The sequence below is a fragment of the Cutibacterium avidum ATCC 25577 genome, assembly GCF_000227295.1.
GTDB lineage: Bacteria > Actinomycetota > Actinomycetes > Propionibacteriales > Propionibacteriaceae > Cutibacterium > Cutibacterium avidum.
On record NZ_JH165054.1, the window covers coordinates 226,267 to 252,339 of the forward strand.

Sequence of the window (26,073 nt, forward strand, 5' to 3'; positions counted from 1 at the left end):
GTCGATGAGATGACGCGGTAATCGCGGAAGTCGTGGATTGATGAGTACGGCGACGAGTATTTGAGGCAGGATGGTTACATGAATGCCCCTGGCCACGGCAAACACCGACGTACCCACGACCACGAACGCAGCCGCGGACCCATTCTCGACGGAGACCGCGCCATGAGGGCGCGCGAACTCGCTGAGCAATCAGAACCAGCCGCTGGCTCCCAGATGCCCGATCCGGGTCAGGAATGGCCAACCGTGCTGGCGGATCTTCGTCGTCGAGCCACCGCCAGTACAGTCAAGAAGTCTGATGAGGTCGGCTCAACCCAGTAAGCCCTCGTCCTCCCAACGCGTGAGCTTGTCAATACGACGCTGGTGACGAGCCTCATGGGAAAAGTCCGTCGTCAGGAAGGTCTCGACGATCTTCCAGGCCTCCTCGTGGGTCTGCATCCGGCCTCCCAAGGAGACGACGTTGGCGTCATTGTGAAGACGGGCCAGCTCGGCAATCTCGACGGTGTAGGCCAGCGCAGCACGAATTCCCTTGACCTTGTTAGCCGCGATCTGCTCGCCGTTTCCCGAGCCGCCCAGAACGACGCCCAGGGAACCAGGCTCAGCCACCACGGCCTGAGCGCACGGAATGCAGTAGTCCGGGTAGTCGTCGAGGGAATCGTAGGTCGACGCGCCGTGGTCGACGACCTGATATCCGGCCTCGGTCAGCTTGCCAACGAGGAACTCCTTGAGCTCGAAGGCCGCGTGATCAGTACCAATATGAACGTGTGAAGGCTTGAAGGTCATGGTTCAATCATGGCACCAACCTCCAGCCCGTTGGCTCCTCAGGAGGGATCAACTCCGCTAGCGTGAAGGGTATGGCTGAAAGCACCTCATCCGTTCAGGTCCCCGACCCCTACCGCTTGGAGCTCGTCACCAGCGACGGTTCCCGCAGTGACGAGGTCGACAATGTGGTACGCGCCGTGGCGCTGGGTTTCCACCTGGCACAACCATCCGACGCCGAGCTCGAGCACTATGCCACCTGTGTCGAGGGTGAACGGTTGTGGACGATTCGGCAGCCTGACCCCGATCCGGAGTTCCCGGGTCTCCCGGTCGCCACGATGGCCGCGTACCCCAGCACCATCAACACCGGACATGGTCATCTCGAACCGGCCACCTTCATCACCGACGTGACCGTGCGTGCCAGCCACCGCCGCCGCGGGCTGCTTCGCACCCTTATGACGAATGCCCTCACCCGATCCAAGGAGGAGGGCCTGCCTTTCGCCGCACTGACGGCCACCGAGGGAAGCATCTACGGACGCTTTGGCTACGGCATCTCCACTCGAGCTCAGAACGTCGAGATCATCGCGGATGGTCGGTTCAAGCTCAACCACGAACCGAGCGGGACTGTGTCGATGGCCGATCCGTTGGCCATCGATGATCTGCGTCTCAAGGTGTTCTCTGAGTTCCATCAGGCCCATCGTGGTTCCCACAACCGCCAACCCTGGCATGTCGATTTCTCCTCCGGGCGCTGGAGTTCCCAGAAGGGCGGTCCCAACCGTCGAATCCGTTCGATCGTCCACCGCAATGACGAGGGAGAGCCTGATGGCGTCGTGTCTTACGAGATCGACAAGGACTTCGGCTCACAGATCACCGTCGTTGACATGGTGGCAACCACCCCGAACGCCGAGGTGGCTCTGTGGGAGTTCCTGGCCTCCGTCGACCTCATCGAGACGATCAAGGCACCGCAGGTTGATCCCGCCACGCCGCTGCCGTGGGCGGTCGAGGACCCGAGGGTGGTCACGTTCACCCGTCACACTGATCTCGGGTGGCTGCGAATCCTTGACGTCGACCGGGCGATGGCAGTGCGAGGTTGGGATCACCAGGGCTCGGTGACCTTCCACGTCACCGACTCGATGGGCTACGCCGAGGGTACGTGGCGTGTCGACGTGGATGCCCCGGGGACACCGGCCACGGTGACTCGGATCGACGATTCCACCGATGCTGCAACCCTCGATGTGGCTGCCCTCGGATCGCTGTACTTCGGCATGGGACGTGGGTTCTCGCTGGCCGCCGCCCACCGCATCACCGGTACTGACGAGCAGATCGCGGCGATCGACCGGATGTTCTCAACCGTCGACGTGGCTCACAACATCTCGGAGTTCTGAGCCCTCATCTCGACGACGTGGGCCGGGCGCTCATGCCCGGCCCACATATATGTCCTACCAGCTGTGGCCTTCCCGCGTGGCGACCCGGGAAGATCGACCATCATGCGACGGTTGTTATTCCCTGTGGGCCGTTTTCGAGCAGGTATTGGAACCCCGCCTCGTCAAGAATCGGACGACCCAGCTCACGTGCCTTCGTCTCCTTGGACCCGGCGTTCTCTCCCACCACGACGTAGTCAGTCTTCTTCGACACTGATCCGGCGGCCTTGCCCCCTCGGGAAACGATGGCTTCCTTGGCCTCGTCACGGGTGAATCCCTCCAGACCTCCCGTGACAACCACAGTCAGCCCTTCCAGGGTCTGCTCAGGTGCCTCGTCGCGATCGTCGGCCATTCGCACCCCAGCCGCAGCCCACCGGCTGACGATTTCCTGATGCCAGTCGACCTCGAACCACTGCTGGACCGATTCCGCAATGATCTCGCCGACCCCGTCGACCCCGGCGAGCTCGTCCAAGGATGATTCTCGAATGGCCGGGATCGAACCGAAATGGGTGGCCAGAGCCCGAGCCGCCGTCGGACCGACGTGACGGATCGACAGCGCCACCAGCACCCGCCACAAGGGCTGGGACTTGGCCTTGGCCAACTCGTCGAACATCTTCTTGGTCGTGGCAGTCGGAACGGAGGGCTTCTTCGTTGTCGGCTTCGTGAAGAAGTAAGGCTCGAGCTGCCAGGGCCCCAACTTCCCGCGCACCTTCCGACGACGCCACACCTTGACCTCGGCCAGGTCGTCGGGCTGCAGGTCGAAGAGCCCTGCTTCTGAATTGAGCACCGGGACCTGCCTGCCCGGAAGTCCCTCGGCAACCTCACCCTCATCCGGTCGCTGATTCTCCGGGTCGACCAGAGCGATGGCGGCTTCCCATCCGAGCGCCTCGACATCGAGGGCGCCGCGCGACGCCAGCCCGAAAACACGCTCTCGCAGCTGAGAAGGGCATTCCTTGGCGTTCGGGCAGCGAAGATCCTTGTCACCGTCCTTTTCGTACGCCAACTCAGCGCCGCAGCTGGGGCAGTGATCGGGCATAACGAACTCCCGCTCCGAACCATTACGCAACTCGACAACCGGACCCAAGATCTCGGGAATGACGTCGCCGGCTTTCCGCAATACCACGGTGTCTCCGATGAGGATTCCCTTGCGTTTGACCTCGAAGGCGTTGTGGAGGGTGGCCATCTCGACAGTCGATCCCGCAACGGTCACCGGCCTCATGACCCCGTACGGCGTGACGCGGCCCGTTCTTCCGACATTGACACGAATGTCGAGAAGCTCGGTGTTGACCTCTTCCGGCGGATACTTGTACGCGATGGCCCACCGGGGAGCTCGAGAAGTTGCGCCAAGCTTGCGTTGCAGAGAGACGTCATCGACCTTGACCACCACACCGTCGATCTGATGGGAGGCCTCGTCACGCGATTCTCCCCAGGAGGTGACGAACTCATGCACCTGCTCGGCGTTCTCGACGATCTTGAGGTACGGCGACACCGGCAAGCCCCATTCGGCGAGCTTGTCGTACGCGTGTCCCTGGCTGGGAAACTCATGCCCTTCAACGGCACCAATCCCGTGAACGATCATCGACAGGGGACGTGAGGCCGTCACCCGCGAATCCTTCTGTCGCAACGATCCCGCGGCCGCGTTACGAGGATTGGCGAAGGGATTCTTGCCAGCCTCGACGAGAGCGGCGTTGAGGTCGGCAAAGTCGGCGACCGGGAAGAAGACCTCACCTCGTACCTCGAGCAGGCTTGGGACGTCGTCACCAGCCAGCTTCTGCGGGATCGCCTTGATGGTGCGGACGTTCGCAGTGACGTCCTCACCAATGCGACCATCGCCACGAGTGGCCCCCGAGACGAGTTCACCATCGCGATACACGAGATCGACGGCAAGACCATCAATCTTGAGCTCGCACAGGAAATCCGGGACGTTTCCGACGGACGTGGCGACCCTGTTCATCCACTCCGAGAGCTCGTCACGGGTGAAGACGTTGTCCAGGCTCAACAGACGCTCCAGATGCTCCACCGGGGCGAAGTCGGTCACCCGCTGCGGAGCTCCAACTCGCTGGGTGGGCGAATCCAGACTCTTCAACTCAGGGTGATCGTCCTCGAGCTTTTTCAGCTCAATCATGAGCTGGTCGTACTCGGCGTCGGAGATCGTCGGGGCGTCGTTGGCATAGTAAGCGTCCTGGGCGTCCAGGATGCGTTCGGTCAGCTCAGTCCAGCGATGGCGCGCCTCGGACTCGGACTCGCTCGCCTCCAACTCGTCGCCTCGGGTGGGATCGTCAACCATGGTCCCATCCTTGCGCAGTTCCCATACCTGTGCATTCGGGTATCAGCCGACCGGCCTCCCACAACGAGGTGTGGTGGCCGCGGAAGCCCCGCGGCTACCCGTCCCCACAGTGGTTTTTCAGACGCCGGTGGCCGGAAGTGCCCCGGTGAAGCCTCCTGGCCTGCTCGGTGTCACGGTCGGAGCGGTGGAGGACGGAGCCGGCGTGGTCGGGGTCGACGGCCCGTCACCGGACGGCTTCACCAACCAACCACCATCAGCAATGGATGCGCCGGTCAGGCAATGTTTGAGCTCGTCGACAGTGTAGAAGAATGAGTTCACCGAGATCGGACGGCAGCCACGTCCGAAAGTGGCCTGCTGCTCGTTGAGGAGCATCCGGACGACCTTCTGCCCTGACCCCGACTGGAAGACGTCCCACTGCACGTTGGAGGCCAGCGGAGCCACCTTGGCACCCCGCCAATCCGTGACCTGCCAGAAATTGGTGTCCTGCGGGCTGATCTGGGTACGAGATCCGGGTGCGCCGATGAGCGCCTCGAAGGGAACGAGGGTCTCAGCGTGGGCGAACCGCAAGGTCGCCGATCCCTTGGGATGGTCTTCGGTCTGCTGGTCGATCTGGGCCAGGAAATCGTCAAGAAGAGGGCGGGCATTGCGATGGGCGATGTCCGATCCCTTGAAGCCGGGGCCCTTCTCGGCGTAGTCCTCAGCGTCGAGGGACATCGCGAAGACATTGGCCTGGTCCCTCGTGAAGTACTTGGCGAAGTCGACCTTGGTCTCAGCAGCCATCGAGGGAGCGATGATGTACAGGTTGTACAGGTTGAGGGCCGCGTCGACGTCGTTCTTGGCCTTTTTGCCCTCGGGGGTCTTGAAGGTCCACTCCCCTGCTGCCAGTCGGTCGACGAAGTCCTTCGTATAGATCTTTTCCAGAACCTCACGGGCGGCCTTGCGAACCTCCGGACGCGAATTCACCGCATCGACGTAATCAGAGAGTTCCTTGCTGTCCTGGTACTCCTTGTAAGCCTTGTAGTCCGGGTTCGACTTGTCCTTGTGGAAGTACAGCGTCTTGGTGTCGGCCTTGATGGCGCGTGACATATGTCCGCTCATCTGCGGGGCACCATGGAGCAATCCAGTGACAAAGTCGTATCCGGACTCCGCAGCACGCGGTTCTCCCGAGGACTCCACGACGACCGTGTTGTCCTCCCCGTTGAAGATCTCGGGCATCCGGTGGGCCAGACGCTCACCCAGTTGACGATGCTGATCAGCTCCCACCTCAGTGAGGTTGCCGTACCCCCTCTCGAGCTTGTTGCCCTTGCTGAGCTCAACTCCGTCGGCCTCCATGTGGGCCCAGGTGTCCTCGTTGCCGAGATTCTCATTGGCTTCATGAAGTTTCATGGCCTGGGCGTGAACATCCTGGCCGAGGGGAGTCACAGCTCCCAACTCATTGGCCTTTTCCCAGATCGCCATCGTCAGGGCGTCGTACTTGAAGCTCGACAGGCCACGAGAGCCGTGACGGGCAACGACCTGGGTGTTGACGGGGCGGAATCCGACGGGCGGGGCCTGCAAGGTGCCACCGGAATAGCGATACGGAGTCTTCGTCGACAGCGAGTCGTCGGTGTCAGCATGGGCAATTGGCGCACAGGTGATGGCCAGACACGCGACGGCCATGGCGCCAAGAACACGGAAAGGTCTGGAAGGCATGGTGTGCTCCCGAGAGGATCGATTGGTTTGGCCATACCCTCGCTGATTCGGGCGTCACCTCCATGTACGGCAGATGACGCCCGATCAACACTTCAATGATCTCCCGGGGACAGCTCCAGAGGGGGATCAGTCCAAGATCGGTCCGACGGTACGGGTCCGCTTCAGCTCGAAGAACCCGGGGTAGGCCGTCACCTTCTCGAACCCGTCGAAGAGCTCACCGGCCTCCTCCCCCTTGGGAGCCGGCGACATCACCGGACCGAAGAGCGCCATGCCGTTGATATGGAGAACAGGGGTACCGACATCCTGTCCGACCGGATCCATGCCTTTGTGATGCGAAGCGCGCATGGCCTCGTCGAACTCGCCCTTGTCAGCACGATCCGCGATGGACTCGTCGTAGCCGCTCTCCACCAGCGCTGCCTTGACGGTCTCGATGCTGCGCTCCTCCTTGCCAAGGTGGTAGCGGGTTCCAAGGGCGGTGTAGAAATCACGAACAGCCTCCTGTCCATGCACCTCGACAACACCAGTGGCAGCCTGAGCGCCGATCCACGCCTTATCCATCTCGGCACGATAGTCGTCCGGCAGATCACGTCCTTCATTGAGGACGGCCAGGCTCATGACGTGGAAGACGGTATGGACATCACGAACCTTCTCCACCTCGAGCATCCAGCGCGACGTCATCCACGCCCAGGGGCAGGACGGGTCAAACCAAAAATCAACTGTTGTGGTCATGACACCAGCCAACCGCACGCGCCCGCGCACGCAAAGACCGACCCTGTCATTGTTCGCGTAAGGCGCAGTAATGACGCGCTATACAGTTCCCGCTTAACGAGACAGCGAAAGGCAAGAACCGATAGAGTTTCATGGGAATTGTTGGGTGCTTTTGTGCGCCCTTAACTAACACATGTTCCACGGAGGCATGATGAGTTCGGTCAACATCACTCGTGCGGAGGCGCAGCAGCGCTCCCAGGTCATCACGGCGCACAACTCCAAGGTGCTCGTTGATCTTTCTGGACGTGACCCCAACGGCGATCCGCTCGCCGAGCCGACCGAAACCTTCGTCTCCTCGTCAACCATCGAGTTTTCGTCGACCGGCGGCGAGAGCCATCTTGACCTCATTGCTGACGGTGTCTACGCCGCAGATCTCGACGGCACCCCGCTGGATCCGGCCGCATTCTCGAATAATCGTTTCCCGTTTACCACGGAAGCGGGAACTCACGAAATCACGGTTACGGCGCTGTGCCGCTACTCCCATTCGGGTGAAGGCCTGCACCGTTTCGTCGACCCTGCTGACGGCAAGGTTTACCTCTATACCCAGTTCGAGATTGCTGACGCCAGACGTATGTACGCCGATTTCGAGCAGCCCGATCAAAAGATGACATTCGAACTGCAGGTCATCGCTCCGACTGGTTGGACCGTCGTCTCGAACTCCCCGACCCCAGAGCCGACGGAAGGCCCCTGGGAAGGGATGTCACGGTGGTCTTTTGAGCCCACCCTTCCAATTTCGACATATCTGACAGCCCTTGTCGCCGGCGAGTACTACATCGATCACGGAACCATTCACACATTGTCTGGCGAAATGGACGCCGACATTCTGTGCCGTCAGTCGATGAAGGAACACCTCGACGCCGACCGAATCCGCACCACCACACAACGTGGATTTGAGGTTTACGAGTCCGAATTCGGCTACCCGTACCCATTCGGCAAGTACACCCAGTCCTTCGTGCCGGAATTCAACGCCGGAGCCATGGAGAACGCCGCCTGCGTCACCCACCGTGACGACCTGCTGTTCCGTTCCCGCGTCACCTCGGCCGCCTACGAGAACCGCGACAACACCATCCTTCACGAGCTCGCTCACATGTGGTTCGGCGATCTCGTCACCATGAAGTGGTGGGACGACCTCTGGCTCAACGAGTCCTTCGCCGAGTGGGCGTCGCATCACTGCCAGGAGAAGATCGCCGAGAAGCACGGCGGCATTGACCCATGGGTCTCCTTCGCGAACCAGCGCAAGACGTGGGGTTACACCCAGGACCAGCTGCCGACTACCCATCCGATCGCCGCTGACATGATCGATCTCGACACCGTCGAGCAGAACTTCGACGGCATCACCTACGCCAAAGGTGCCTCCACCCTGAAGCAGCTGGTTGCCTTCGTTGGAGAGGCCGAGTTCCTGGCCGGTGTGCGCACGTATTTCGCCCAGAACGCCTTCTCGAACACTGAGCTCAAGGATCTCCTCCATCAGCTCCAGGTGGCGTCGGGACGCGATCTGTCGTCCTTCACCGAGCAGTGGCTGCGCATCCCAGGGGTCAACACCGTCCGTCCGGACTACGATGTCGACGAGGACGGCAACTTCACCCGCTTCGACATCGTCCAGACGGCGATCGAGAAGTACCCCACCCTGCGGACCCATCGTCTGGGCATCGGCATCTACACACTGACCGAAGGCAAGCTCGTCCGGACTGAACGCCTCGACGTTGACATCCATGACGAGCGCACCCCGATTGCCGCCCTCGTCGAACATTCCCGCGGTGATCTGGTCCTGCTGAACGACGGTGACCTGACCTACGCGAAGGTCCGTCTGGATGATCACTCGATGGCCACCCTCATTGAGCACATCGACGCCCTGTCCGATCCGCTGGCCCGCGCATTGTGCTGGAGTTCTGCCTGGGACATGTGCCGCGACGCCGAAATGAAGGCCCAGGACTACGTCACCCTGGTTGGCAAGGGGCTTCCCAGCGAGACAGACCTGACGGCCGTCACCTCTCTCATTCGCCAGGCCACCACCGCCGCGATCTCATACACCACTCGTGAGGCTCGTCAGGATGTGCGCGATCGTCTCATTGCGATCTCGGCGACGGGACTGCGTGACGCCGCGCCCGGTTCTGACCATCAGGTGGCCTACGCCAACGGTCTGGCCGCTGCTGCCACGAAGGACGCAGCCGACCTGCTCGAGGGGTGGTTGAACGGCGAAGAGGTGCCTGAGGGTCTCGACATCGACCAGGGAATGCGTTGGCGTCTTCTCATCGCCCTGGCCGGTATGGGCCGAGTCGGCGAGCCGGAGATCACTGCCGAATTGCAGCGTGACAACACCATCTCGGGATCGGAGCAGGCAACTGGCGCTCGCGCCGCGATGCCCACGGCTGAGGCAAAGCAGGCTGCTTGGCAGCGCGCCACCACCGACGACTCAGTGCCCAACGAGACCTACCGGCAGCTCGTCAGCCAGTTCATTCAACCTGATCAAGCCGAGGCGCTCTCACAGTACGTCGATCCCTACCTCGAGCTGTGCAAGTCCATCGACTCCCGCGACGGCCAGTGGGCCAAGGCCGGTCACGCCCAGGTCCAGAACGCCCTGATGTGGCTCTTCCCGAGCACCGAGGTCATCGACGAGGCTTGGCTCGACAAGCTCGATGGCTGGGTTTCCGACAACAACCCGGGCAGCACTGTGCGACGCGTTCTTGCCGAGCGCGCCGACAACGCTCGCCGCACCCTGCGTTGCCAGGAGGCCAGCCGTCACTGAGCTGTGACGCATGAATGCGGCCCCGAACCAGCTGGTTCGGGGCCGCATTCATCTTCATGTTCAGCACTCACGCTGCGTGACAAGGATCAGTCAGAGTTCTTACCGCCGCGTCCCTTGGTGAAATGGACTCCCCAACCAATGAGGGTGAACAGGACAGCCGTGGCGATCGGCCACACGACACACAACATGAGTAGGTGCACGGAGCTGAATTCGGCTTCGGGCCAGCCGGGCAGGGTTTTCATGGGCACAAGGGCCAGCGCATCGATCATGGGCTCAGCGTAGCGTCTTCGCACCAGTTTTGGACCGACCTTGGGGGAGAGATTTCACGGGGAAGTACGTTGGCAAACACGGACATATGGCGCGTCGCGAACTCTTCCCGATCATGGACGGTCCGTCTTTCCTGAGTTACCACGCCGGATAAGGGCAACCCGAAACCTTGGGATCTCTCTCATCGTCATGGAGGACGGTGGGCTTCCTTGGTGGCTGTGCCGTGAATTCCTTTCCAGTCGGATCCCAGGACCCCATTCCTCGAGGTTATCCACAACCTTCTCGGTGGTTCTCCCGACGATGTCCACAGATCTTGATTTGGCTGACGGATTCTCTGATGTCCCGCCGATAAATGGTGGTGTGAACGAACTTGAACTGGACATGAGGGACTGCGGCGGTGTCGTGCGGATACATCGCTTCAGCAGAACTCGCGGGCAGGCTGACCGCGCCGTGAAAGCCGGCCGCGCAATACGCATGCTCCCGGGAGTCGTTGCGGATGCCGGGCGGGCTGACGATTCTCGAGTGAAGATGCAGGCGATACACATGTGGCATCGAGACGCGGTCATCATTGGCAAAGCCGCCCTCGTCGCGCAAGGAATGATTCCCCCGGGAAGCCGGACGCGAGATTTCAGCGCCGTCCACGAGGTGGAGGCGTTTTCACGGACGAGGGGCATCAAGCGAGAGGGAATCCTCGTACACCGATGGCGAGTTCCGCGCCGGTACACCACCCAATACCGCGATGTCCCCATGGCAATTCCTGAGGCATCCGTCCTCCTTCTGGCCGTTCGGGGAGAATGGGAATGGGTCTGCGAGGCGCTGAGACAAAAACTCGTCACCCCGCGTTCCTGCAGGTCGGCTCGTTCCTGCCTGTCCTGGAAGTTCGGCCGTCACCGCATCACAGCAGCCCTGGCCGACATTTCCTTCAATCCATGGTCGGTGCCGGAATTGTGGTTGTCCCGGGCGCTCCGCGCGGTCGGGTTCACCGGGTGGCACTCCAACACGCGGGTGGACACCGCCGAAGGAGCCTTCACCCTCGACCAAGCCTTCGATGCGGAACGCGTTGGGGTTGAGGTCGACGGCCGCTGCGTGCACGGCACACCCGAAGGTTACGAAGCGACCATGATGAGATCAGCGAGTTTGGATCGACATGGCTGGCGGATGCTGCACATCACTCCGACGATGCTCAGGCAACGGCCACGATTCGTGCTGGAGTGGCTGGCACAGCGGATCCACAAGCGGCATCGTCCAAAGGTCATGATGTCAGACCACGAGCTTTCGCGGATCATGCTTGGTCTGACCCCGACCTGATCGTTGGCTGGGCGCCTTCATTGAACCTCTCTGAGGAGAATTCGCGCCGTCGTCAACCGTCACTGCACCTGGCACCACTGCGTCTCTGGTCACGATGTGTCATCAGCCCGGGTACGGCCACGCCCGTCGTGGTGATCTCGGAAACACCGCAGGGTTCCGTCACCAAAGCTTCTATCATCCTCGCTGTCTCACGTCATCCTCACCCATCCGCGCCTGCACCACGCGGAAATGCCTGGAAGGATGGAAGCGAGACATCTAGGAGGAATCGCATGAGTGACACTGCGCCGCAGACCGCCGAGGTCGGCGTCATCGGGATGGCCGTGATGGGGTCCAACTTGGCCCGCAACATGGCCCACAAGGGTTTCCGGGTCGCCGTTTACAACCGCACAGCTTCGCGCACCGACGAGGTCATGGCCGAGCACGGGGACGAGGGAACCTTCCTGCCGTTCCATGATCTGGCTGGCTTTGTCGCAAGCCTCGAGCGCCCGCGTCGCATCGTCATGATGGTCAAGGCCGGTCGTGGCACGGATGCCGTCATCAAAGAGATCACTCCCCTGCTCCAGCCGGGTGACGTTCTCGTCGACGGCGGCAACGCCTACTTCGGCGACACTCGACGTCGGGAAGAAGAAATCCGCCCGACCGGCATCCATTACGTCGGCACCGGCATTTCCGGTGGCGAGGTCGGAGCGTTGGAGGGACCGTCAATCATGCCGGGTGGCTCCCCGGAGTCGTACGAAGCCATCGGTCCGGTTCTGGAGAAGATCTCGGCACAGGTCGACGGCGAGCCCTGCTGCGCATGGATGGGCACCGATGGCGCCGGACACTTCGTCAAGATGGTCCACAACGGCATCGAGTACGCCGACATGCAGTTCATCGGTGAGGCCCACGCCCTGTTGCGCGCTGCCGGTCTGACGAACGCCGAGGCCGGAGACGTCTTCGAGTCCTGGAACCATGGTGATCTCGACTCCTACCTCGTCGAAATCACCTCCCGGGTGCTGCGTGCCAAGGATCCTCGCGACCCTGCCACCGACCTCCTTGACGCCATCCGCGACGAGGCGGGGATGAAGGGAACGGGCACCTGGACCGTGCAGACGGCTCTCGAGCTCGGAGTTGACGTCTCCACCATCAGTGAGGCCGTCTTTGCTCGCTCAGTCTCCAGCGCCCTGCCGCTGCGTACGGTGGGCCAGCAGACCCTCGAGGGGCCGGACCGCACCATCTCGGTCGATGACCGTCAGGCCTTCATCGACGACGTTCGTGACGCTCTGTGGTCTGCAAAGGTCGTCGCCTACGCCCAAGGGCTCGACGAGATCCGCACCGCGGCGGTCGAGTACGACTGGGAGGTCGACATGGGCCAGGTCGCCTCCATCTGGCGCGATGGCTGCATCATCCGAGCCCGCCTCCTTCAGCGCATCAAGGACGAGTACGCGGCCGGAGACCTCACCACCCTTCTGGAGGCACCTTCCGTCAAGGCCGAGCTCGCTCGCTGCCAGCAGGCATGGCGTCGCGTCGTCGCCCGAGCGGTCGAGGCCGGAGTGCCAGTTCCGGGATTCTCCTCAGCCCTGGGCTATTACGACCAGGTTCGCGCGCCACGTCTCAACGCCGCCCTCACCCAGGGCCTGCGCGACCTCTTCGGCGCCCACACCTACCGCCGTGTCGACGACGAGGGTTCCTGGCATGTCAACTGGTCCGGCGATGGACGAGAGGTCCGTGCAGACTGACCCTCTAACAGCTCCGCGGCGGCGGCCATCGTCGGTCACCGCCGCGGGCCCACCCCGCCCCTGACGACCCTCACAACCCTTCAAGGACCCCCATGACCACTATTCCCACGACCCACGACTGGTGGAAGTCCGCCGTTGTCTACCAGGTGTACCCGCGTAGTTTCGCCGACTCGAACGGCGACGGCATCGGCGACGTCCGCGGCATCATCGAACACCTTGACCATCTCGTCGCTCTGGGCGTCGATGCCCTCTGGATCTCACCGTGGTACCCCTCCCCGCTGGCCGATGGCGGCTACGACGTCAGCGACTACTGTGCCATCAATCCTGACTTCGGCACTCTCGGCGACGCTGACGCACTCGTGGCACGGGCCCACGAATTGGGCCTGCGAGTCATCATCGACCTCGTCCCCAACCACTCTTCCGAGGAGCATCCGTGGTTCAAGGATGCCCTCGCAGCTGCCCCCGGTTCGCCTGAGCGCGACCGCTACATCTTCCGAAATGGCCGCGGAGAAAACGGCGAACTCCCTCCGAACAACTGGCCATCGGTGTTCGGAGGTGGTGCATGGCAACGCATCACTGAGCCCGACGGCACCCCTGGGCAGTGGTACCTGCACTTCTTCGACGTCTCACAGCCCGACTGGAACTGGGAAAACCCCGAAGTCGTCGAGGAGTTTGACCGCGTTCTGAGGTTCTGGTTCGACCGCGGTGTCGATGGTTTCCGCATTGACGTCGCCAACTCGATGGTCAAGGAATCCGGTCTGCCCGACCTACCCGAGAACGAGGAGATCGGCGAGCTCGTCGGCGACAGCCCGATGTGGGATCAGCCTGGACTGGCGCCCATCCAACGCCGCTGGCGAGCCATCGCCGACGAATATGCCGATATCCCCGAGGGACCGCGCATGTTCGTCGCCGAGGCGTATCTCCCCCATGACCGTCTGGTGCGCTACCTCGAATCGGACAGGCTGCACACCTCGTTCAACTTTGAGTTCCTCATCTCGGCGTGGTCGGCCCGTTCGCTTCGCACCACCATCACCGAATCCCTGGCGGCCCACGAGTCAGTGGGCGCAAGTGCCACCTGGGTGCTGGGCAACCACGACAACTTCCGCCCCGTCTCCCGCTACGGCAAGGAGATCTCGGGTCTGGACTTCTCGGATCCCGCTGCTCCCCATGCCACGTTCCACGGCACACCGACCGATGTTCCTCTGGGACGGCGTCGCGCCCGCGCGGCAGTCATGCTCGAACTCGCCCTTCCTGGTGGCGCCTACGTCTACCAGGGCGAGGAGCTCGGTCTGCCAGAGGTGGAAGATCTCCCCGACGACGTCCTGCAGGATCCCACCTGGGAGCGTTCTGAACACACGGACCGCGGACGTGACGGCTGTCGCGTCCCGATTCCGTGGAGCGGTTCCGAGGCCCCTTACGGATGGTCGCCAACGAGCGACACCTGGCTTCCGATGCCGCACGACTGGGCTGATTGGACGGTCGAGGCCGAGCAGGACGATCCGTCGTCCTTCCTGACCCTCTACCGCACTCTGCTGGCTGAGCGGCGGGACAACCCCGCCCTGGGAGCCGGGACGATGACGTGGAACGAGTCGTCCGACGATGTCCTCGACTTCTCCCGCGAGCCCGGCTTCCGTTGCGTTGTGAACTTCGGTGACGACCCAGTGACCGTGGACACAGACAAGATCATCGTCACCTCGACCTCGCTGAAGACCCACGACGGACTCGCCTCCGTCGGCCGTGACCAAGCCGTGTGGCTGCGAGCCTGAACGTCGATCAGACCGCGACGAGGTGGGCTGCCAACGCCTCCCTCGTCCGGTCGTCGATCGGGACCGAAGCTCCGGTGTCCGGATCGACGCAGACGAGCACGGTTGCGGCATCGAGGGCAGATCCCTCGTCTGTGGCAATCGACCCGGCGAGGATCATTGACGAGGTCCCCAGCCGCGTGAGCGCTGTATGCACCTTGCATGACCGCTGAGACGGTAGAACCTGGCGTCGATAACGGATGTCCTGACGCACGACGACCCACAGGTGGTCCCCGGCCCGCCTCATCCCTGGCGACCACGACGTCGTCGCGAGGATCCTGGCCTCCTGGAGGTAACCAGCCATGCTGACGTTGTTGACGTGGCCCTGCCGATCGACGTCAGACCACCGGACAGGTACATCGACGATGTCGCCGATCCCGGAGACGTCGACGACCTTGATCGGCTTCCACGGAGTCTCCTCGACCTTCATGGCCTCGAAGGCGCCTCGCTCGCCGTCGGTGAGCCGGCGCGGCCGTCCTGCGTCGAAATCGAAGGGGCAGATGATCCCGCGTGCCCGAGCGACCTCAACATCATGGTGCCAAGCGCGGTAATCCAGAATGGTTCGTGCCGCTCCGACCTTGGAGCAGCCGACCTCGACCCGCAGCGGACTCCCATCCACGACGAACGGGGCCAAGAACTCGACATCCTGAGTGACGACGACGATCCCGGTCTCGAGCATCTCCTGGGCGCCGTTCGTGTAGAACGCCTGATTTCGAGATTCCTGAACCAGCTCGCTGATGCGAACGTTGTTGACGTGTCCCTGCGCATCCATGTCGGACCACCGCAGTGGAATGTCGACGACGACAGCGCCCGTCACGACGCGTCGTCTCCCCTGGCCACACTCGATTGTTCATTCTCGTCGGCAAACATCTCGTCAACGATGTCGGAATACTTCTCGGCCACGACGCCGCGACGCACCTTAAGGCTGGTCGTCACCGAATGGGAGTCCTCGGTCAGCTCGTGGTCGAGAATCGCGAACTTCTTGACGGTCTCCCAGCGCTCGAGGCGGGAGTTTGCGCGATCGACATACCGCTGGATGCTGCGCCGCACGTCCGGGTCTGCCGTGAGCTCGGCGTAACTGGCGTCGGGACGTCCATGCCGGCGTCCCCACGTCATGAGAGCGCCCTTCTCGAGGGTGAGGAGGGCCACTGCATACTTGTGTCCCTCCCCCAGAACCACCGCGTTGGACAGGTACGGGCAGTTGGCCATCAGGGTGGCCTCGACCTTCTGTGGGGCGACATATTTTCCGCCCGAGGTCTTAAACAGGTCGCGCTTGCGGTCAGTGATGCGCAGATAGTTCATCTCATCGAATTCGCCGATGTCGCCGGTGTGGAACCAGCCGTCGGTGAACGCCTTGGCCGTCTTCTCGGGCATGCCGTGGTAGCCACGAGCAACGATCGGTCCGGAGACCAGAATCTCACCATCCTCAGCAATCCGCGCGAGGCAACCAGGAGCGACCGGCCCCACTGTGCCAGGCCGAATGGCATCAGGCCCACTGAAGAACGCGACTGCCCCGACCTCGGTCGCCCCATACCCCTCGACGATGGGGATCCCCGCAGAGGAGAACCACTGCTGAACCTGCTCCGACAACTTGGCACCGCCGCAGATCATGAACTCGATGCCGCCAAGCTTGCGACGCAGGGTCGAGAAGACTAGCGCATCAGCGATCTTCCGCTTGGCCTCGAGCACGGTCGGTACCCGATCGCCAGCGTTGCGGTAGCGCTGGGCGTCGCGTCCGGTTGCGAAGGCCCACCGCGAGACACGACTTGCCAGACGTCCTTGTGGGTATGCCGTCATGACACCGGCACGGATCTTCTCGAAGATGCGCGGCACACCACACATGACGCGTGGCTTCACCTCGCCCAGGCTGCGGGCCAACCGCGAGATACGGGGCTCAACAGCCTGGGTGATCCCGATCTCGACGCAAATGGCGATGAGACACTTCCCGAAGGCATGGGACAACGGCAACCACAACATGTGGACGTCCCCACCATGGAACATGTCGAGGTTCTTCCACGCCTGGCCCATGTACGTCCACGCCCGGTGGGTCAGCTCGACTCCCTTGGGCGTGCCCGTCGTGCCAGAGGTGTAGATGAGGGTGCACAGGTCGTCGGGTTCGACGGAATCGATCATGCGACGCACGAGATCCGGCTCGACGGCCAGGCGCCGACGTCCATTCGCAATGATCTTGGCCATGGTGGTGAGCCGGTCATCTCGGACGCCGGTCTCCTCGGAATCGTCGGCAAAGCTGATGATATGCCGAACCACCGCATCGACCTCGGGCCTGCCCTGGATCTTGGCAACCTGGGCAGTGGAATCGACGAAAAGTATGGACGACTCGGAGTCCACCAGGATGAAACTTGCCTCGTCCGGCCCGGAATTCGGGTAGATCGTCGTCGTCGCGCCACCGGCGGAGGAGATGGCCATGTCGGCAATAATCCACTCGGTGCGCGTTCCGGACAGCAGGGCGACGCGGCCCTCCCGAGGAAGCCCCAACTCCATCAGCCCAGCGGCCACCTCGTGGGCCTGACGACGGAATTCAGCAAAGGTCATGGGGAGCCAGGCGTTGGGCTCATCGTCAGCGCCGGAAGGAGTGAGAAAAGCGATGCGATTCGGATGGGCATCGGCCTGTCGATCAAGCATCGCCGCGAAGTTCTTGGCCGAGGACGCAATGAGTTTGTGCTGCAGAGCAAGGGACTCCTCGTCACTGGTACGCCTCATCAACTCACCCTCTCCTCGGTCAAAAATGACTTCTGCCACGCTATTGCATGGCGTACTGGCCGGTCCCCACAGTTCCCGACGACACTCATAGGTAGGTGTCTACAGGGGCGGGCAGGAGAACGTTCCCCGCACCACGGGTACGATATTGATCATGTCACAGGGCGGTTCCAGGCGCAGCATCCATGATGGCGATGCCTCGAATACGCCATCGATGGCGTCTTTTGACAATGTCGGGCCTGAGGTAGAGCGGTCGGCGGCTGCCCCTTGGCTGAGCATCGAGCAGCAACGAATCTGGCGAGCTTGGCTCCTCGGATCAGCTCGTATCACGGCGCATCTTTCGGAGGATCTGCGACGCCATGGCCTCGAGCTGTGCGAGTACGAGATCCTCGTCAGTCTTTCGGAAGCCCCCGATCACGCAGTTCGGATGTCTGTTCTTGCCATCGAGGTGCATCAGTCACGGTCGCGACTCACTCACGCCATCGAACGGCTCGAGGCACGCGGGCTTGTCGTGCGCGAGCCTGACGTGCGGGATCGTCGCGGAGTGGTCGCAAGGCTGAGCTCTGACGGCATGGACCTGCTGCGGCAGGCTGCACCCGACCATGTCCGTGCGGTCCGCCACGTTTTCGTTGACCCGGTCGATCCGGAGGATTTCGCGGCCTTGGGACGGGCCATGGCAGCTGTGCTTTCCGTGTCAGACTGAGCCCATGACGGCCACCACGGACATTCTCCAGGACTTTCAATCAGCTCTGAGGGGTCTGGACGCCTCTGCCGTGGAAATCCTGGACGATTCCCGGCTGGCGCGCGCCCTGTACTCCTCCGATGCCTCGATCTACCGCGTTGTCCCTGCCGCAGTTGCCCATCCACGAAGTACTGATGAGCTCTGTGCCCTGGTCACGGCAGCCAGTCACGTCGGACTACCCGTGACAACCCGAGGCGCCGGTACGACATGTGCTGGCAATGCCGTTGGAACTGGACTCATCATCAATACCTCGGCGCACCTCAACCACATCCTTTCCCTCGATCCCGAATCGGCTACCGCAGTCATCGAGCCGGGTGTGGTCCAGGACTGGCTTCAGCATGCCGGAGCTCCCCATCAATTGCGGTTTGGCCCAGACCCCTCCACATCAACTCGCTGCACCATCGGCGGGATGATCGGAAACAACGCCTGCGGGCCGCGGGCCTTGGGGTACGGACGTACCGGGGACAACGTCGTCGACCTTGACCTCCTCACTGCTGACGGCCACGTCACGACCCTCCGCCCCGGGGACCTCACGACTCCTTTCGCGGAACGCCTGGGTGATCTGGCAGACGCGAACCTCGCGACCATCCGGACCGAATTCGCGACCTTCTCCCGCCAAGTTTCCGGGTACTCCATGGAGTGGCTGCTGCCCGAGCGTGGTCGCAATTTGCCAGCCTTCATCGCGGGCACGGAAGCCACCCTGGGCATCGTCACGAAGGCGACGGTCCGGCTCGTCCGCGAAGCTCCCTACGGATTGACGGCGGCGCTGGGCTACCCATCAATGCCCGAGGCCGCCGATGCCGTCACGGCCTTGTTGCCCTTCTCCCCCGTCGCTTGCGAAGGATTCGGGCGACGGATCGTCGACGTGGTCTCCCGGGCAGGACGCCCGGTTCCCGATCTCCCGCGTGGCGACGGCTGGATGTTCGTGGAGCTTCGCGGCGATGACGAGGCCGAGGTGGCATCGCGAGCCAAGGACATGGTCGCTGCCAGCGGATGCCTCGATGGCCGGGTGGTCTCCGATCCAGTGCAGGCCGCGGCCCTCTGGAAGATCCGTGCTGACGGAGCAGGGCTGGCAGGCGTCAGCCTCGACAAGCCAGCCTGGGCCGGGTGGGAGGATTCGGCCGTCCCCGCTGCCGACCTCGGCGCCTACCTCCGCGACTTCGAGTCCTTGTTGGATGACCACGGCCTCCATGGCCTGCCCTACGGCCACTTCGGTGAGGGATGCCTGCACTGCCGCATCGACTTCCCTCTCGATCAGTCCGACGGACCCCAGCGCTACCGCTCCTTCGTCACCGAGGCGGCGAAACTGGTCGCACGGCATGGCGGGTCAGTCTCCGGGGAGCACGGCGACGGCCGAGCACGCTCGGCCCTGTTGAACACGATGTACTCCCCCGATGCCCTGAGCCTCTTCGGCAAGGTCAAGGCGATCCTCGACCCGGACAACGTGTTCAACCCGGGGATTCTCGTCGATCCCGCACCGCTCGAGACCAATATCCGAACCCACGAGTCAGCTCTTTCCGCGATCACCATTTCCCATCCCGAATTCGCCACCGACGTCCATCGCTGCACCGGAGTCGGAAAGTGCGTCGCCCACACTGCCCCAGGCGCGGTGATGTGCCCCTCGTACCAGGCTTCCGGGCTCGAGGTGGACTCCACCCGAGGCCGCGCCAGCGTCCTCAAGGAGATGGTCAATGGCACCCTCATCGAGGGTTGGGACTCCCCCGAGGTGGAACGCGCCCTCGACCTCTGTATGGCATGCAAGGGATGTGCCCGCGACTGCCCTACCGGAATCGACATGGCCAGCTACCGCAGCACGGTCCTCAACGAGAAGTACCGCCACCGGCTTCGCCCCCGCTCCCACGTGACCATGGGCCTGCTCCCTCTCTGGGAACGCCTCCTCAACCGCATCCCGGGAGCGCCTGCCCTGGCCAACAAGGTACTGGCGTTCTCGCCCTTCGCCCACCTGGCCCGATGGACGGCCGGCGTCGATCAGCGCCGTCCGCTTCCCCGGTTCCAGCCCTCGTCCAGACTGGCCAGCAAGCACGCGACCTCAGCCCGAACCATCGTGGCGGATCAGGAAATTCCGACCTCGCCTGCTACCGAAACCCCCTCAACCGGATCGATCTCACCGACTCGCCGCAGCGGGGACAGGGGAGACGTCGTCATCTGGGTGGATTCCTTCTCCGACATGTTGGAAGGTTCGGACCTCTCCTCCGTCGTCACGGTACTGGCCGACGCCGGCTACCGCCCCAGGGTCCTTTCCGATGACGTCTGCTGTGGGTTGACCTGGATCACCACTGGCCAGCTCAACGGCGCTCGTCGTCGGCTGCGCGCAGGACTGGCGGTGCTGGCTCCCCTGGCCGACGCCAACGTCCCGGTCGTTGGGTTGGAACCGTCCTGCACGACCGTCTGGCGCGACGACGCCCTACGCCTCCTTCCGGACGATCCACGGGTTGGTCGCGTCGCCCGGAACATGCACACCGTCGCTGAAATGCTGGAGGCAGCGAACTGGGTCCCACCCTCCCTAGCCGGCCACACCGTTGTCGCCCAGCCCCACTGCCACCATGCGTCGATCCTCGGATTTGGCCCGGACAAGCGCCTGCTCGAAGCTGCGGGGGCGAAGGTCACGGTGGTCGGCGGTTGCTGCGGTTACGCCGGAAACTTCGGCGTCGAGAACGGTCATTACGACTTCTCGGTGAAGGTTGCCCAGCACGACCTCCTCCCGGCCATCGAGGACGCCGGCCAGCAGGCCATCATCGTGGCCGACGGATTCTCCTGCCGGCGCCAGACCTCTGACCTAACGGGACGTCGGGCCCTCACCTTCTCGGAGTTGTTTGCCTCACACCTGCCGTCCCGAGCAACACGCTGATGGCACGACGTCGAAAGGACACAACACTGCAGGGACCACACGACAAGTCAGGCCGGGCCACCATTGGCCCGACCTGAGCCCTACCTCACGCAGAGCTCACGCGGTGATCGCGACGACCGCAGACTCCTTCTCGGTGGGCACTTGGGCCATGACAGCCTCGGGCAGGTGTGGTGCGGGAGGAAGCTCGACCTTGTTCGCCGACTTGACGACCAGTTCGGCGACCGTCTTGTCCAGGTCGGCAGAGGTCCTGGCGATGCTCGACTGGGCTACGAGGATCGCGGCGACCACCTCCTGACGAGCCGACTCGCCGTAACGAACCGCGTCCTCCAGACCGGTGGCCTGCTGGTCAAGGGATTCAGCGACGTCGAGGATCGTCTGTGGGTCCAGGGTCGGGGTCTGCATCGTGCGGGAGATCTCACCAACGGTCTGTCCAGAAGCCGCGGCATAGGCCGACAGCACCTCGTTGGCACCCTCGGCGACGGCCTTCTGCATACCTGCGGCCTGCTGGGCCTCGAGCAGCAGACCCCACTGGGCGATGGTGAGCTTCATCGTCGGGATGGTGAGGTTGACCATGAGGGCCAGACGCTGACCGAGCCCGTAGTGCAGGGCGCGGATGTTGCGAATCTGCGGGCTGGTCGACCATGCCACGAACAGACGCTGCTGGAACTCGTTGATGCGCGTCTGCATCGCCGTCATGAATTCGGTGATCCGAGCCCTCTCCTCCTGCTTGGCACGGCCATCCGGGGCAGACGGCTCGACGACGATCGCAGCCTGCGCCTTGGCAGCCTCGTCGAGTACGGCCTCCATCACGGCGATGGCGCCGACGAGTTGGGCGATCGAGGCCTCGTTGGCCTGGTAGAGCTCGTCACACAACACGACGTTGCGACGCAGCTCGTGCTGCTTGGTGGCGAGCTGCCCGGAAATGCGGTCAAGCTGCTGATCGACCGAGCGAGCCTCCTCGAAGAGCATCTCGACGATGTCGCGGCCACGTCGGAAGATTCCCTTGACGGCGTCGGTGAACTTGTCGAATGTCTCGCGCACCTCACGGTTGAGGCTCGGGTCATAGTTGCGGCGGAAGGCACGCATCCGGTCGTTGATCTCGTTCATGATCGAGGTTAGTTCGGGAATCTGCACCGGGCCGACCTCACGGAAGATCCGATTCACCTGGCTGTTGACGGCTGACAGCGCCTGGTCGCCGAAGGTCCCCAGCGCATCGGTATCGGCGAGCAGGTGCGGGAACTGCTGCGCAGCAACCTTTCTCGCTGCCTCCTGCTGCTCAGGAGTGAGCATGGCCAGACACGAGAGGGTGTGACCGGGCTCAGCACCCTGCGCGACTTGGACGGCGAGTTCTCCCACACTGGACTCGGCAACTCCCTTGGCAGGAGTCTCGGCTCCCGCCAAGGCATTGAAATCGATCGACATCTCGGACATGATCAACCTTTCGGTGGTGCTGTTCTCGTGGATGTGCTCAGGAACACTTCTTGGCGTCAGTGAGGCAGGCCATCAGGGCCTGAGTTACGTCCGCGTTGGTGGCTGGAATGGTCCGCACCCGTGACGCGAGAGGCAAGTCCTTGAAAGTTGACGTGGTGTTTATCCCAGCATTCGTCGTGGATCGGAAACCGTATTTCTTCCACGCGATCTTCTGAATCTCATCGTCACGCATGGCGCTGATGAGCCTCCGGCCGTCCGTGTCCAATGCCAGGATCGGGTGATCCGAGTAGATCGTCGGGCTGGGGTACAGCACCGTGACGTCCTTGAGGATCTCCTTCGAGTTCGAATTGGTGGCCGCCAGCTGGATGATCTGGTTCTCGTACCCGGCGAACAGCGGGGCCGCGTACTCACCGCCCTGGGTGAGCCACTGGCTGAAGCCATTCTCGGAACTGGCTGCCTGCAGACCCGAGGTCGCGTACAGCTGCCTCATCTGCGGCAACACCGCCTTGGCCTGGGCCAGGGTCGGCGACGAGGTGCTGTCCTTGGTGGCCAGGATCGTCAGTTCGAGCTGCATCATGGTGAATCCGGAGTTGGAGCTTCGAGCATCGGTGCTACGGATTCGCACCGGACCGGCCAGATTCCCGGCCTTGAGCTTCTGCCACGTGGTGCTCTTCGTAGCGTGGTCAAGCAGGAAGGTCTTGATGTCGAACTCGTAATGATTGTCGACCTTGGTGACGACCTTGGCGCGCTGCAACGCGGCTGTTGCCTCCGGACCGGAGTACACCACCTCAGGGGATTGCAGGACCGTCTGGGCACGGTATCCGGAGAACTGGCCGAGATGGTCGGCCTCGAAGATCCGCTGTGCCGAAGCGCTGGAGGGCCATAGACAGTTGTATCCGCCCTTCTTGATGTCATCGGTCGGCATCTGGACCTGGGAGTAGGAGCCCATCGGCACGAACTCGAGCTTGAGGTGGTACTTGTCGGCGAGCACCTTGGTGACTTCGGGGTCGGCCATGAGTTCGGTCTTCTCCGAACCACCGGCACACTTGATCTCGGTGATCTCGGACGACGACGTCGCCTTGCCACCACCGGCAGACGAGGATGAGTCCGGTCGCAGGTATAGGTACGACGCTCCCCCGACGACGCACACGAGGAGCAGGATGACGACCCCGATGATGAAACGTGGTTTGGACATCATTTCTCCTCGATGGCGAGAACGGGCATTTCAGGCGGGGCGACGGTCGCAAGGTTGGCGCGGTATTCCGCCAGATCACCCTGGTTGATGAGTCGGATCGAATCGACGGCGAAGTCAAGGAATCGCCGCGTCGCCTGCTCCCCTTCCAGCAACACCTCGTCAGGCTGCTTGTAGTAGGACGGATGCTCCTCGACGTCGCAATAGGTGCTCACCACCCCCGACAGTGAGCGCAGGTGTCCTTCCAGCTGGCTGGCCGAGGAGTACAGGGATGACGGCGACGCCCGCTTCACCCGATCCAACAGATCCGGGACAACCTTGGGGATCTGCTGGACCAGTGACTTCATGGACGCCGAGTGCAAGGAGTGACCCTGACTGCTGATCTCGTCGACAATCCGACGACATGACCTCACCTTGTCCTCGGCATCGTCGTTGTAGGAGTCGTCGCTAATTTGGGCCGGGGAACGCCACATGACCAGGCTGACACCAACTGCGGTGGCGATGGCCAAGCCGGTCGAGATGGCCAGGCGAGGGACCGCCGCGACTCCGTCAAGAAGGATCATCATGACGATGAAGACCACGGCGATCGCGGCCAGGGAGGACACAGAGGCGACAGTACGGGCACGTCGTCGACTCACTTGTATCCCGCAGCTTCCCGCAACGCCGACACCATGTTCTCGTTGCTCACATAGCTACCACCACTGGCCTTCGCGACCTCCTGAAGCTGCCCGGGCGAAGCACTCTTTCCAAAGGCGATCGTCACGACGGGGATGTGGGCCTTCCTGAGCGCATCGATGGACGGGTCTCGCGAATCGTCCTCGGACTGCCCATCGGACATGACGACGATCAGCTTCTTGCTCACTGAAGACGTCGACAGTTGCTGAACTGCCCGGTCGAGGCAGCTGTACATGTTCGTTCCGCCTTGAGGGTCGTAACCGTCAATCTCCTCGCGCAGATCGGTGAGCTTGCTGGGGTCGTTGCCGGTGACCGTCCATGGTCCTGCGGCAAGGTTCCTGTTGAAGATCGCAACCGTAGTGACGTCCTTCTCCGCTGTTTGCAGTCTGTTGCGCTTGGCCTCGGCGGGATCGAACAATGCCCTCGCCGCATCCTTGACGCCGTCCCAGCCACCGTTGCTGTCCATCGACCCGGACCCGTCGAGGCAGTAGTAGGTGTTCACCGGCTTGCGGTACAGGGAGTGGTAATTGTCCAGAGCTTGGTCGATCACCTCGGAACTGGGGAAGGTGACTCCCTGCTCCTTGAGGGTGGTCTTGATACCCCAGTCAGGATTGAAGACCTTGGTGTCGGCGTTGCTCATGGACAGGCCGACCCCATTGCCCGGACGCCGTCCGATGGCGGCCAACTTCTTCAGTGCGGCATCGTCCTCGAGTAGGTAGTTCTGCAGCTCGGTGAAGATCTTGTGATGTTCCTCGGCATTGGCCTGACCGTGGTCCACGAAACCGAGTGGAGCATCCGAGATCGCCATCGCACCGCGTGGATAGGCGACGTAGAGAGGGTCCTTCCCCTCCCTGACCAACTTCTGGTTCTCCTCAATGACGAGGTCCTCATAGGTGAACATCGTCTGGCAGAGGTTGGGCTCCTTGACGCACTGACTGGTCATGGTGCCGGTGGAGGGAGGGGTGCGATCCATGGCATTGAAGAACTTCTTCATGCCGTCGACCACCTTGGGGTCCTTGAGCTGAGTCGCCGTCAGGGCCTGACCAGGTGGGTTGCCTGCGAAGTGGTTGAGGAAGCTGAACAGGACCGTGTCACCGGAATTCGACTGGGTCGGGTTGGTTGCCCACACCTTGGTCTTGCCGGATTCGAGGCTGTCGATGATCTGGACTGCTGTGACGTCCTTCCCGACGAGGCCAAGCCTGTCCATCACCGGCTTGTACCCGGCGTAGACGACCGGTGTGAGGAACATCGGTTTGACGTCGCTGAGGACGTGCTTGGTGTTGGCGAGCTGGGAAAACACCGAGGATGCGAACCAGTAGGCATCGGCCTCGACCTGCCCGGCCTGGAGGTCACGGGCCTGATCAACTGATCCCTTGAGCTTCCACGTACAGGTGTACCCCTTGTCCTTGCACCACGGACCGACGATGGTTTCGAGCACCGTCTTCTGCTCGGACCCAGCGACGATACGAAGAACCGCCGGGCCCGTTGCCTCTGCGGCCTCAGGCGTACTCGGGTCACGGGACGTCAAGGAGCCCGTTGAGCATCCTGTGACGGCCAGACACACCGCGGAGACAAAAGCGATGACGACGGTGGGAACATAACGACGCCGACCCATAACAGCGTTATAGCAATGAGCCGGCGCCGTGAACGGTGTCAACAGGAAGAGTTCATTGATTCTTCA

20 protein-coding genes are annotated in these 26,073 nt (G+C 62.6%); 8 read left to right on the forward strand and 12 right to left on the reverse strand.

Annotated elements, in window-relative coordinates:
- The first annotated feature begins 78 nt into the window (after positions 1–78).
- Complete coding sequence (locus tag HMPREF9153_RS01020) at positions 79–318, forward strand: hypothetical protein (RefSeq protein ID WP_004808776.1); 240 nt, start codon at positions 79–81, stop codon at positions 316–318.
- Here the strand turns inward: HMPREF9153_RS01020 and HMPREF9153_RS01025 are convergent.
- Complete coding sequence (locus HMPREF9153_RS01025; RefSeq protein WP_004808777.1) at positions 307–780, reverse strand: ribose-5-phosphate isomerase; 474 nt, start codon at positions 778–780, stop codon at positions 307–309. The genes HMPREF9153_RS01020 and HMPREF9153_RS01025 overlap by 12 nt on opposite strands.
- A gap of 71 nt (positions 781–851) precedes the next feature.
- Here HMPREF9153_RS01025 and HMPREF9153_RS01030 point away from each other — a divergent pair, with 71 nt between their 5' ends.
- Positions 852–2,141 (forward strand): GNAT family N-acetyltransferase, encoded by a 1,290-nt coding sequence (locus tag HMPREF9153_RS01030; RefSeq protein WP_036979517.1) that lies wholly within the window; start codon positions 852–854, stop codon positions 2,139–2,141.
- Between the two features lie 100 nt (positions 2,142–2,241).
- Here HMPREF9153_RS01030 and ligA read toward each other — a convergent pair whose 3' ends face one another.
- The 3 genes from ligA to HMPREF9153_RS01045 form a co-directional block, all read right to left on the reverse strand.
- Positions 2,242–4,464 (reverse strand): NAD-dependent DNA ligase LigA, encoded by a 2,223-nt coding sequence (gene ligA, locus HMPREF9153_RS01035; RefSeq protein WP_004808780.1) that lies wholly within the window; start codon positions 4,462–4,464, stop codon positions 2,242–2,244.
- 117 nt (positions 4,465–4,581) lie between these two features.
- A complete protein-coding gene (locus HMPREF9153_RS01040) occupies positions 4,582–6,156 on the reverse strand; it encodes a histidine-type phosphatase (RefSeq protein ID WP_004808781.1) in 1,575 nt (524 codons plus the stop codon).
- Between the two features lie 126 nt (positions 6,157–6,282).
- A complete protein-coding gene (locus HMPREF9153_RS01045) occupies positions 6,283–6,885 on the reverse strand; it encodes a mycothiol-dependent nitroreductase Rv2466c family protein (protein WP_171023480.1) in 603 nt (200 codons plus the stop codon).
- Positions 6,886–7,057: 172 nt separating this feature from the next.
- Between HMPREF9153_RS01045 and pepN the strand changes: the two genes are divergently transcribed.
- The gene (pepN, locus tag HMPREF9153_RS01050; RefSeq protein WP_004808783.1) at positions 7,058–9,670 is read left to right on the forward strand and encodes an aminopeptidase N; all 2,613 of its coding nucleotides are present in this window, start codon (positions 7,058–7,060) and stop codon (positions 9,668–9,670) included.
- Positions 9,671–9,756: 86 nt separating this feature from the next.
- Here pepN and HMPREF9153_RS01055 read toward each other — a convergent pair whose 3' ends face one another.
- Positions 9,757–9,939: a hypothetical protein gene (locus HMPREF9153_RS01055; protein ID WP_004808784.1), complete on the reverse strand. Its 183-nt coding sequence runs from the start codon at positions 9,937–9,939 to the stop codon at positions 9,757–9,759.
- Positions 9,940–10,204: 265 nt separating this feature from the next.
- Positions 10,205–10,579 carry a hypothetical protein gene (locus tag HMPREF9153_RS12525; protein ID WP_231097184.1) on the reverse strand — a complete coding sequence of 125 codons (375 nt, stop codon included), beginning with the start codon at positions 10,577–10,579 and terminating at the stop codon, positions 10,205–10,207.
- Here HMPREF9153_RS12525 and HMPREF9153_RS01060 point away from each other — a divergent pair.
- The 3 genes from HMPREF9153_RS01060 to HMPREF9153_RS01070 all read left to right on the forward strand — a co-directional run bounded on the left by HMPREF9153_RS01060 (position 10,466) and on the right by HMPREF9153_RS01070 (position 14,729).
- Complete coding sequence (locus tag HMPREF9153_RS01060) at positions 10,466–11,245, forward strand: endonuclease domain-containing protein (protein WP_237726272.1); 780 nt, start codon at positions 10,466–10,468, stop codon at positions 11,243–11,245. The two genes, HMPREF9153_RS12525 and HMPREF9153_RS01060, sit on opposite strands and share 114 nt — an antisense overlap.
- Before the next feature lie 269 nt (positions 11,246–11,514).
- Positions 11,515–12,963, forward strand: coding sequence for an NADP-dependent phosphogluconate dehydrogenase (gene gnd, locus HMPREF9153_RS01065; protein WP_004808786.1), 1,449 nt, complete (start codon positions 11,515–11,517; stop codon positions 12,961–12,963).
- A gap of 92 nt (positions 12,964–13,055) precedes the next feature.
- The gene (locus HMPREF9153_RS01070; protein ID WP_004808787.1) at positions 13,056–14,729 is read left to right on the forward strand and encodes a glycoside hydrolase family 13 protein; all 1,674 of its coding nucleotides are present in this window, start codon (positions 13,056–13,058) and stop codon (positions 14,727–14,729) included.
- Positions 14,730–14,736: 7 nt separating this feature from the next.
- Here HMPREF9153_RS01070 and HMPREF9153_RS01075 read toward each other — a convergent pair whose 3' ends face one another.
- Both HMPREF9153_RS01075 and HMPREF9153_RS01080 read right to left on the reverse strand, forming a co-directional pair.
- Positions 14,737–15,582, reverse strand: coding sequence for an acyl-CoA thioesterase (locus HMPREF9153_RS01075; RefSeq protein ID WP_004808788.1), 846 nt, complete (start codon positions 15,580–15,582; stop codon positions 14,737–14,739).
- Positions 15,579–17,486 (reverse strand): AMP-dependent synthetase/ligase, encoded by a 1,908-nt coding sequence (locus HMPREF9153_RS01080; RefSeq protein ID WP_004808789.1) that lies wholly within the window; start codon positions 17,484–17,486, stop codon positions 15,579–15,581. Before HMPREF9153_RS01080 ends, HMPREF9153_RS01075 begins: the two co-directional genes overlap by 4 nt.
- A gap of 142 nt (positions 17,487–17,628) precedes the next feature.
- On the opposite strand from HMPREF9153_RS01080, the gene HMPREF9153_RS01085 reads away from it, so the two are divergent.
- Positions 17,629–18,186 (forward strand): MarR family winged helix-turn-helix transcriptional regulator, encoded by a 558-nt coding sequence (locus tag HMPREF9153_RS01085; RefSeq protein ID WP_036901373.1) that lies wholly within the window; start codon positions 17,629–17,631, stop codon positions 18,184–18,186.
- 4 nt (positions 18,187–18,190) lie between these two features.
- A complete protein-coding gene (locus tag HMPREF9153_RS01090; protein ID WP_004808792.1) occupies positions 18,191–21,094 on the forward strand; it encodes an FAD-binding and (Fe-S)-binding domain-containing protein in 2,904 nt (967 codons plus the stop codon).
- Between the two features lie 96 nt (positions 21,095–21,190).
- Here the strand turns inward: HMPREF9153_RS01090 and HMPREF9153_RS01095 are convergent, their stop codons facing one another.
- From HMPREF9153_RS01095 to HMPREF9153_RS01110, 4 genes are read right to left on the reverse strand one after another with little or no spacing between them, the layout of a single operon-like run.
- Entirely contained in the window at positions 21,191–22,516 is a 1,326-nt protein-coding gene (locus tag HMPREF9153_RS01095; RefSeq protein ID WP_237726200.1) for a toxic anion resistance protein, read from the reverse strand.
- Positions 22,517–22,562: 46 nt separating this feature from the next.
- A complete protein-coding gene (locus HMPREF9153_RS01100; protein ID WP_138237553.1) occupies positions 22,563–23,720 on the reverse strand; it encodes a hypothetical protein in 1,158 nt (385 codons plus the stop codon).
- Entirely contained in the window at positions 23,720–24,355 is a 636-nt protein-coding gene (locus HMPREF9153_RS01105; protein WP_036979520.1) for a hypothetical protein, read from the reverse strand. Before HMPREF9153_RS01105 ends, HMPREF9153_RS01100 begins: the two co-directional genes overlap by 1 nt.
- Positions 24,352–26,007: a vWA domain-containing protein gene (locus HMPREF9153_RS01110; protein ID WP_004808796.1), complete on the reverse strand. Its 1,656-nt coding sequence runs from the start codon at positions 26,005–26,007 to the stop codon at positions 24,352–24,354. The genes HMPREF9153_RS01105 and HMPREF9153_RS01110 overlap by 4 nt, the downstream gene beginning before the upstream one ends.
- Positions 26,008–26,073 lie beyond the last annotated feature (66 nt).

Bases quoted from the DNA above. Each gene is read 5' to 3' on its own strand.
- HMPREF9153_RS01020 (WP_004808776.1), top strand. From the start codon at position 79: ATGAATGCCCCTGGCCACGGCAAACACCGACGTACCCACGACCACGAA.
- HMPREF9153_RS01025 (WP_004808777.1), bottom strand. From the start codon at position 780: ATGACCTTCAAGCCTTCACACGTTCATATTGGTACTGATCACGCGGCC.
- HMPREF9153_RS01030 (WP_036979517.1), top strand. From the start codon at position 852: ATGGCTGAAAGCACCTCATCCGTTCAGGTCCCCGACCCCTACCGCTTG.
- ligA (WP_004808780.1), bottom strand. From the start codon at position 4,464: ATGGTTGACGATCCCACCCGAGGCGACGAGTTGGAGGCGAGCGAGTCC.
- HMPREF9153_RS01040 (WP_004808781.1), bottom strand. From the start codon at position 6,156: ATGCCTTCCAGACCTTTCCGTGTTCTTGGCGCCATGGCCGTCGCGTGT.
- HMPREF9153_RS01045 (WP_171023480.1), bottom strand. From the start codon at position 6,885: ATGACCACAACAGTTGATTTTTGGTTTGACCCGTCCTGCCCCTGGGCG.
- pepN (WP_004808783.1), top strand. From the start codon at position 7,058: ATGTTCCACGGAGGCATGATGAGTTCGGTCAACATCACTCGTGCGGAG.
- HMPREF9153_RS01055 (WP_004808784.1), bottom strand. From the start codon at position 9,939: ATGATCGATGCGCTGGCCCTTGTGCCCATGAAAACCCTGCCCGGCTGG.
- HMPREF9153_RS01060 (WP_237726272.1), top strand. From the start codon at position 10,466: ATGCAGGCGATACACATGTGGCATCGAGACGCGGTCATCATTGGCAAA.
- gnd (WP_004808786.1), top strand. From the start codon at position 11,515: ATGAGTGACACTGCGCCGCAGACCGCCGAGGTCGGCGTCATCGGGATG.
- HMPREF9153_RS01070 (WP_004808787.1), top strand. From the start codon at position 13,056: ATGACCACTATTCCCACGACCCACGACTGGTGGAAGTCCGCCGTTGTC.
- HMPREF9153_RS01080 (WP_004808789.1), bottom strand. From the start codon at position 17,486: ATGAGGCGTACCAGTGACGAGGAGTCCCTTGCTCTGCAGCACAAACTC.
- HMPREF9153_RS01090 (WP_004808792.1), top strand. From the start codon at position 18,191: ATGACGGCCACCACGGACATTCTCCAGGACTTTCAATCAGCTCTGAGG.
- HMPREF9153_RS01095 (WP_237726200.1), bottom strand. From the start codon at position 22,516: ATGTCGATCGATTTCAATGCCTTGGCGGGAGCCGAGACTCCTGCCAAG.
- HMPREF9153_RS01100 (WP_138237553.1), bottom strand. From the start codon at position 23,720: ATGTCCAAACCACGTTTCATCATCGGGGTCGTCATCCTGCTCCTCGTG.
- HMPREF9153_RS01110 (WP_004808796.1), bottom strand. From the start codon at position 26,007: ATGGGTCGGCGTCGTTATGTTCCCACCGTCGTCATCGCTTTTGTCTCC.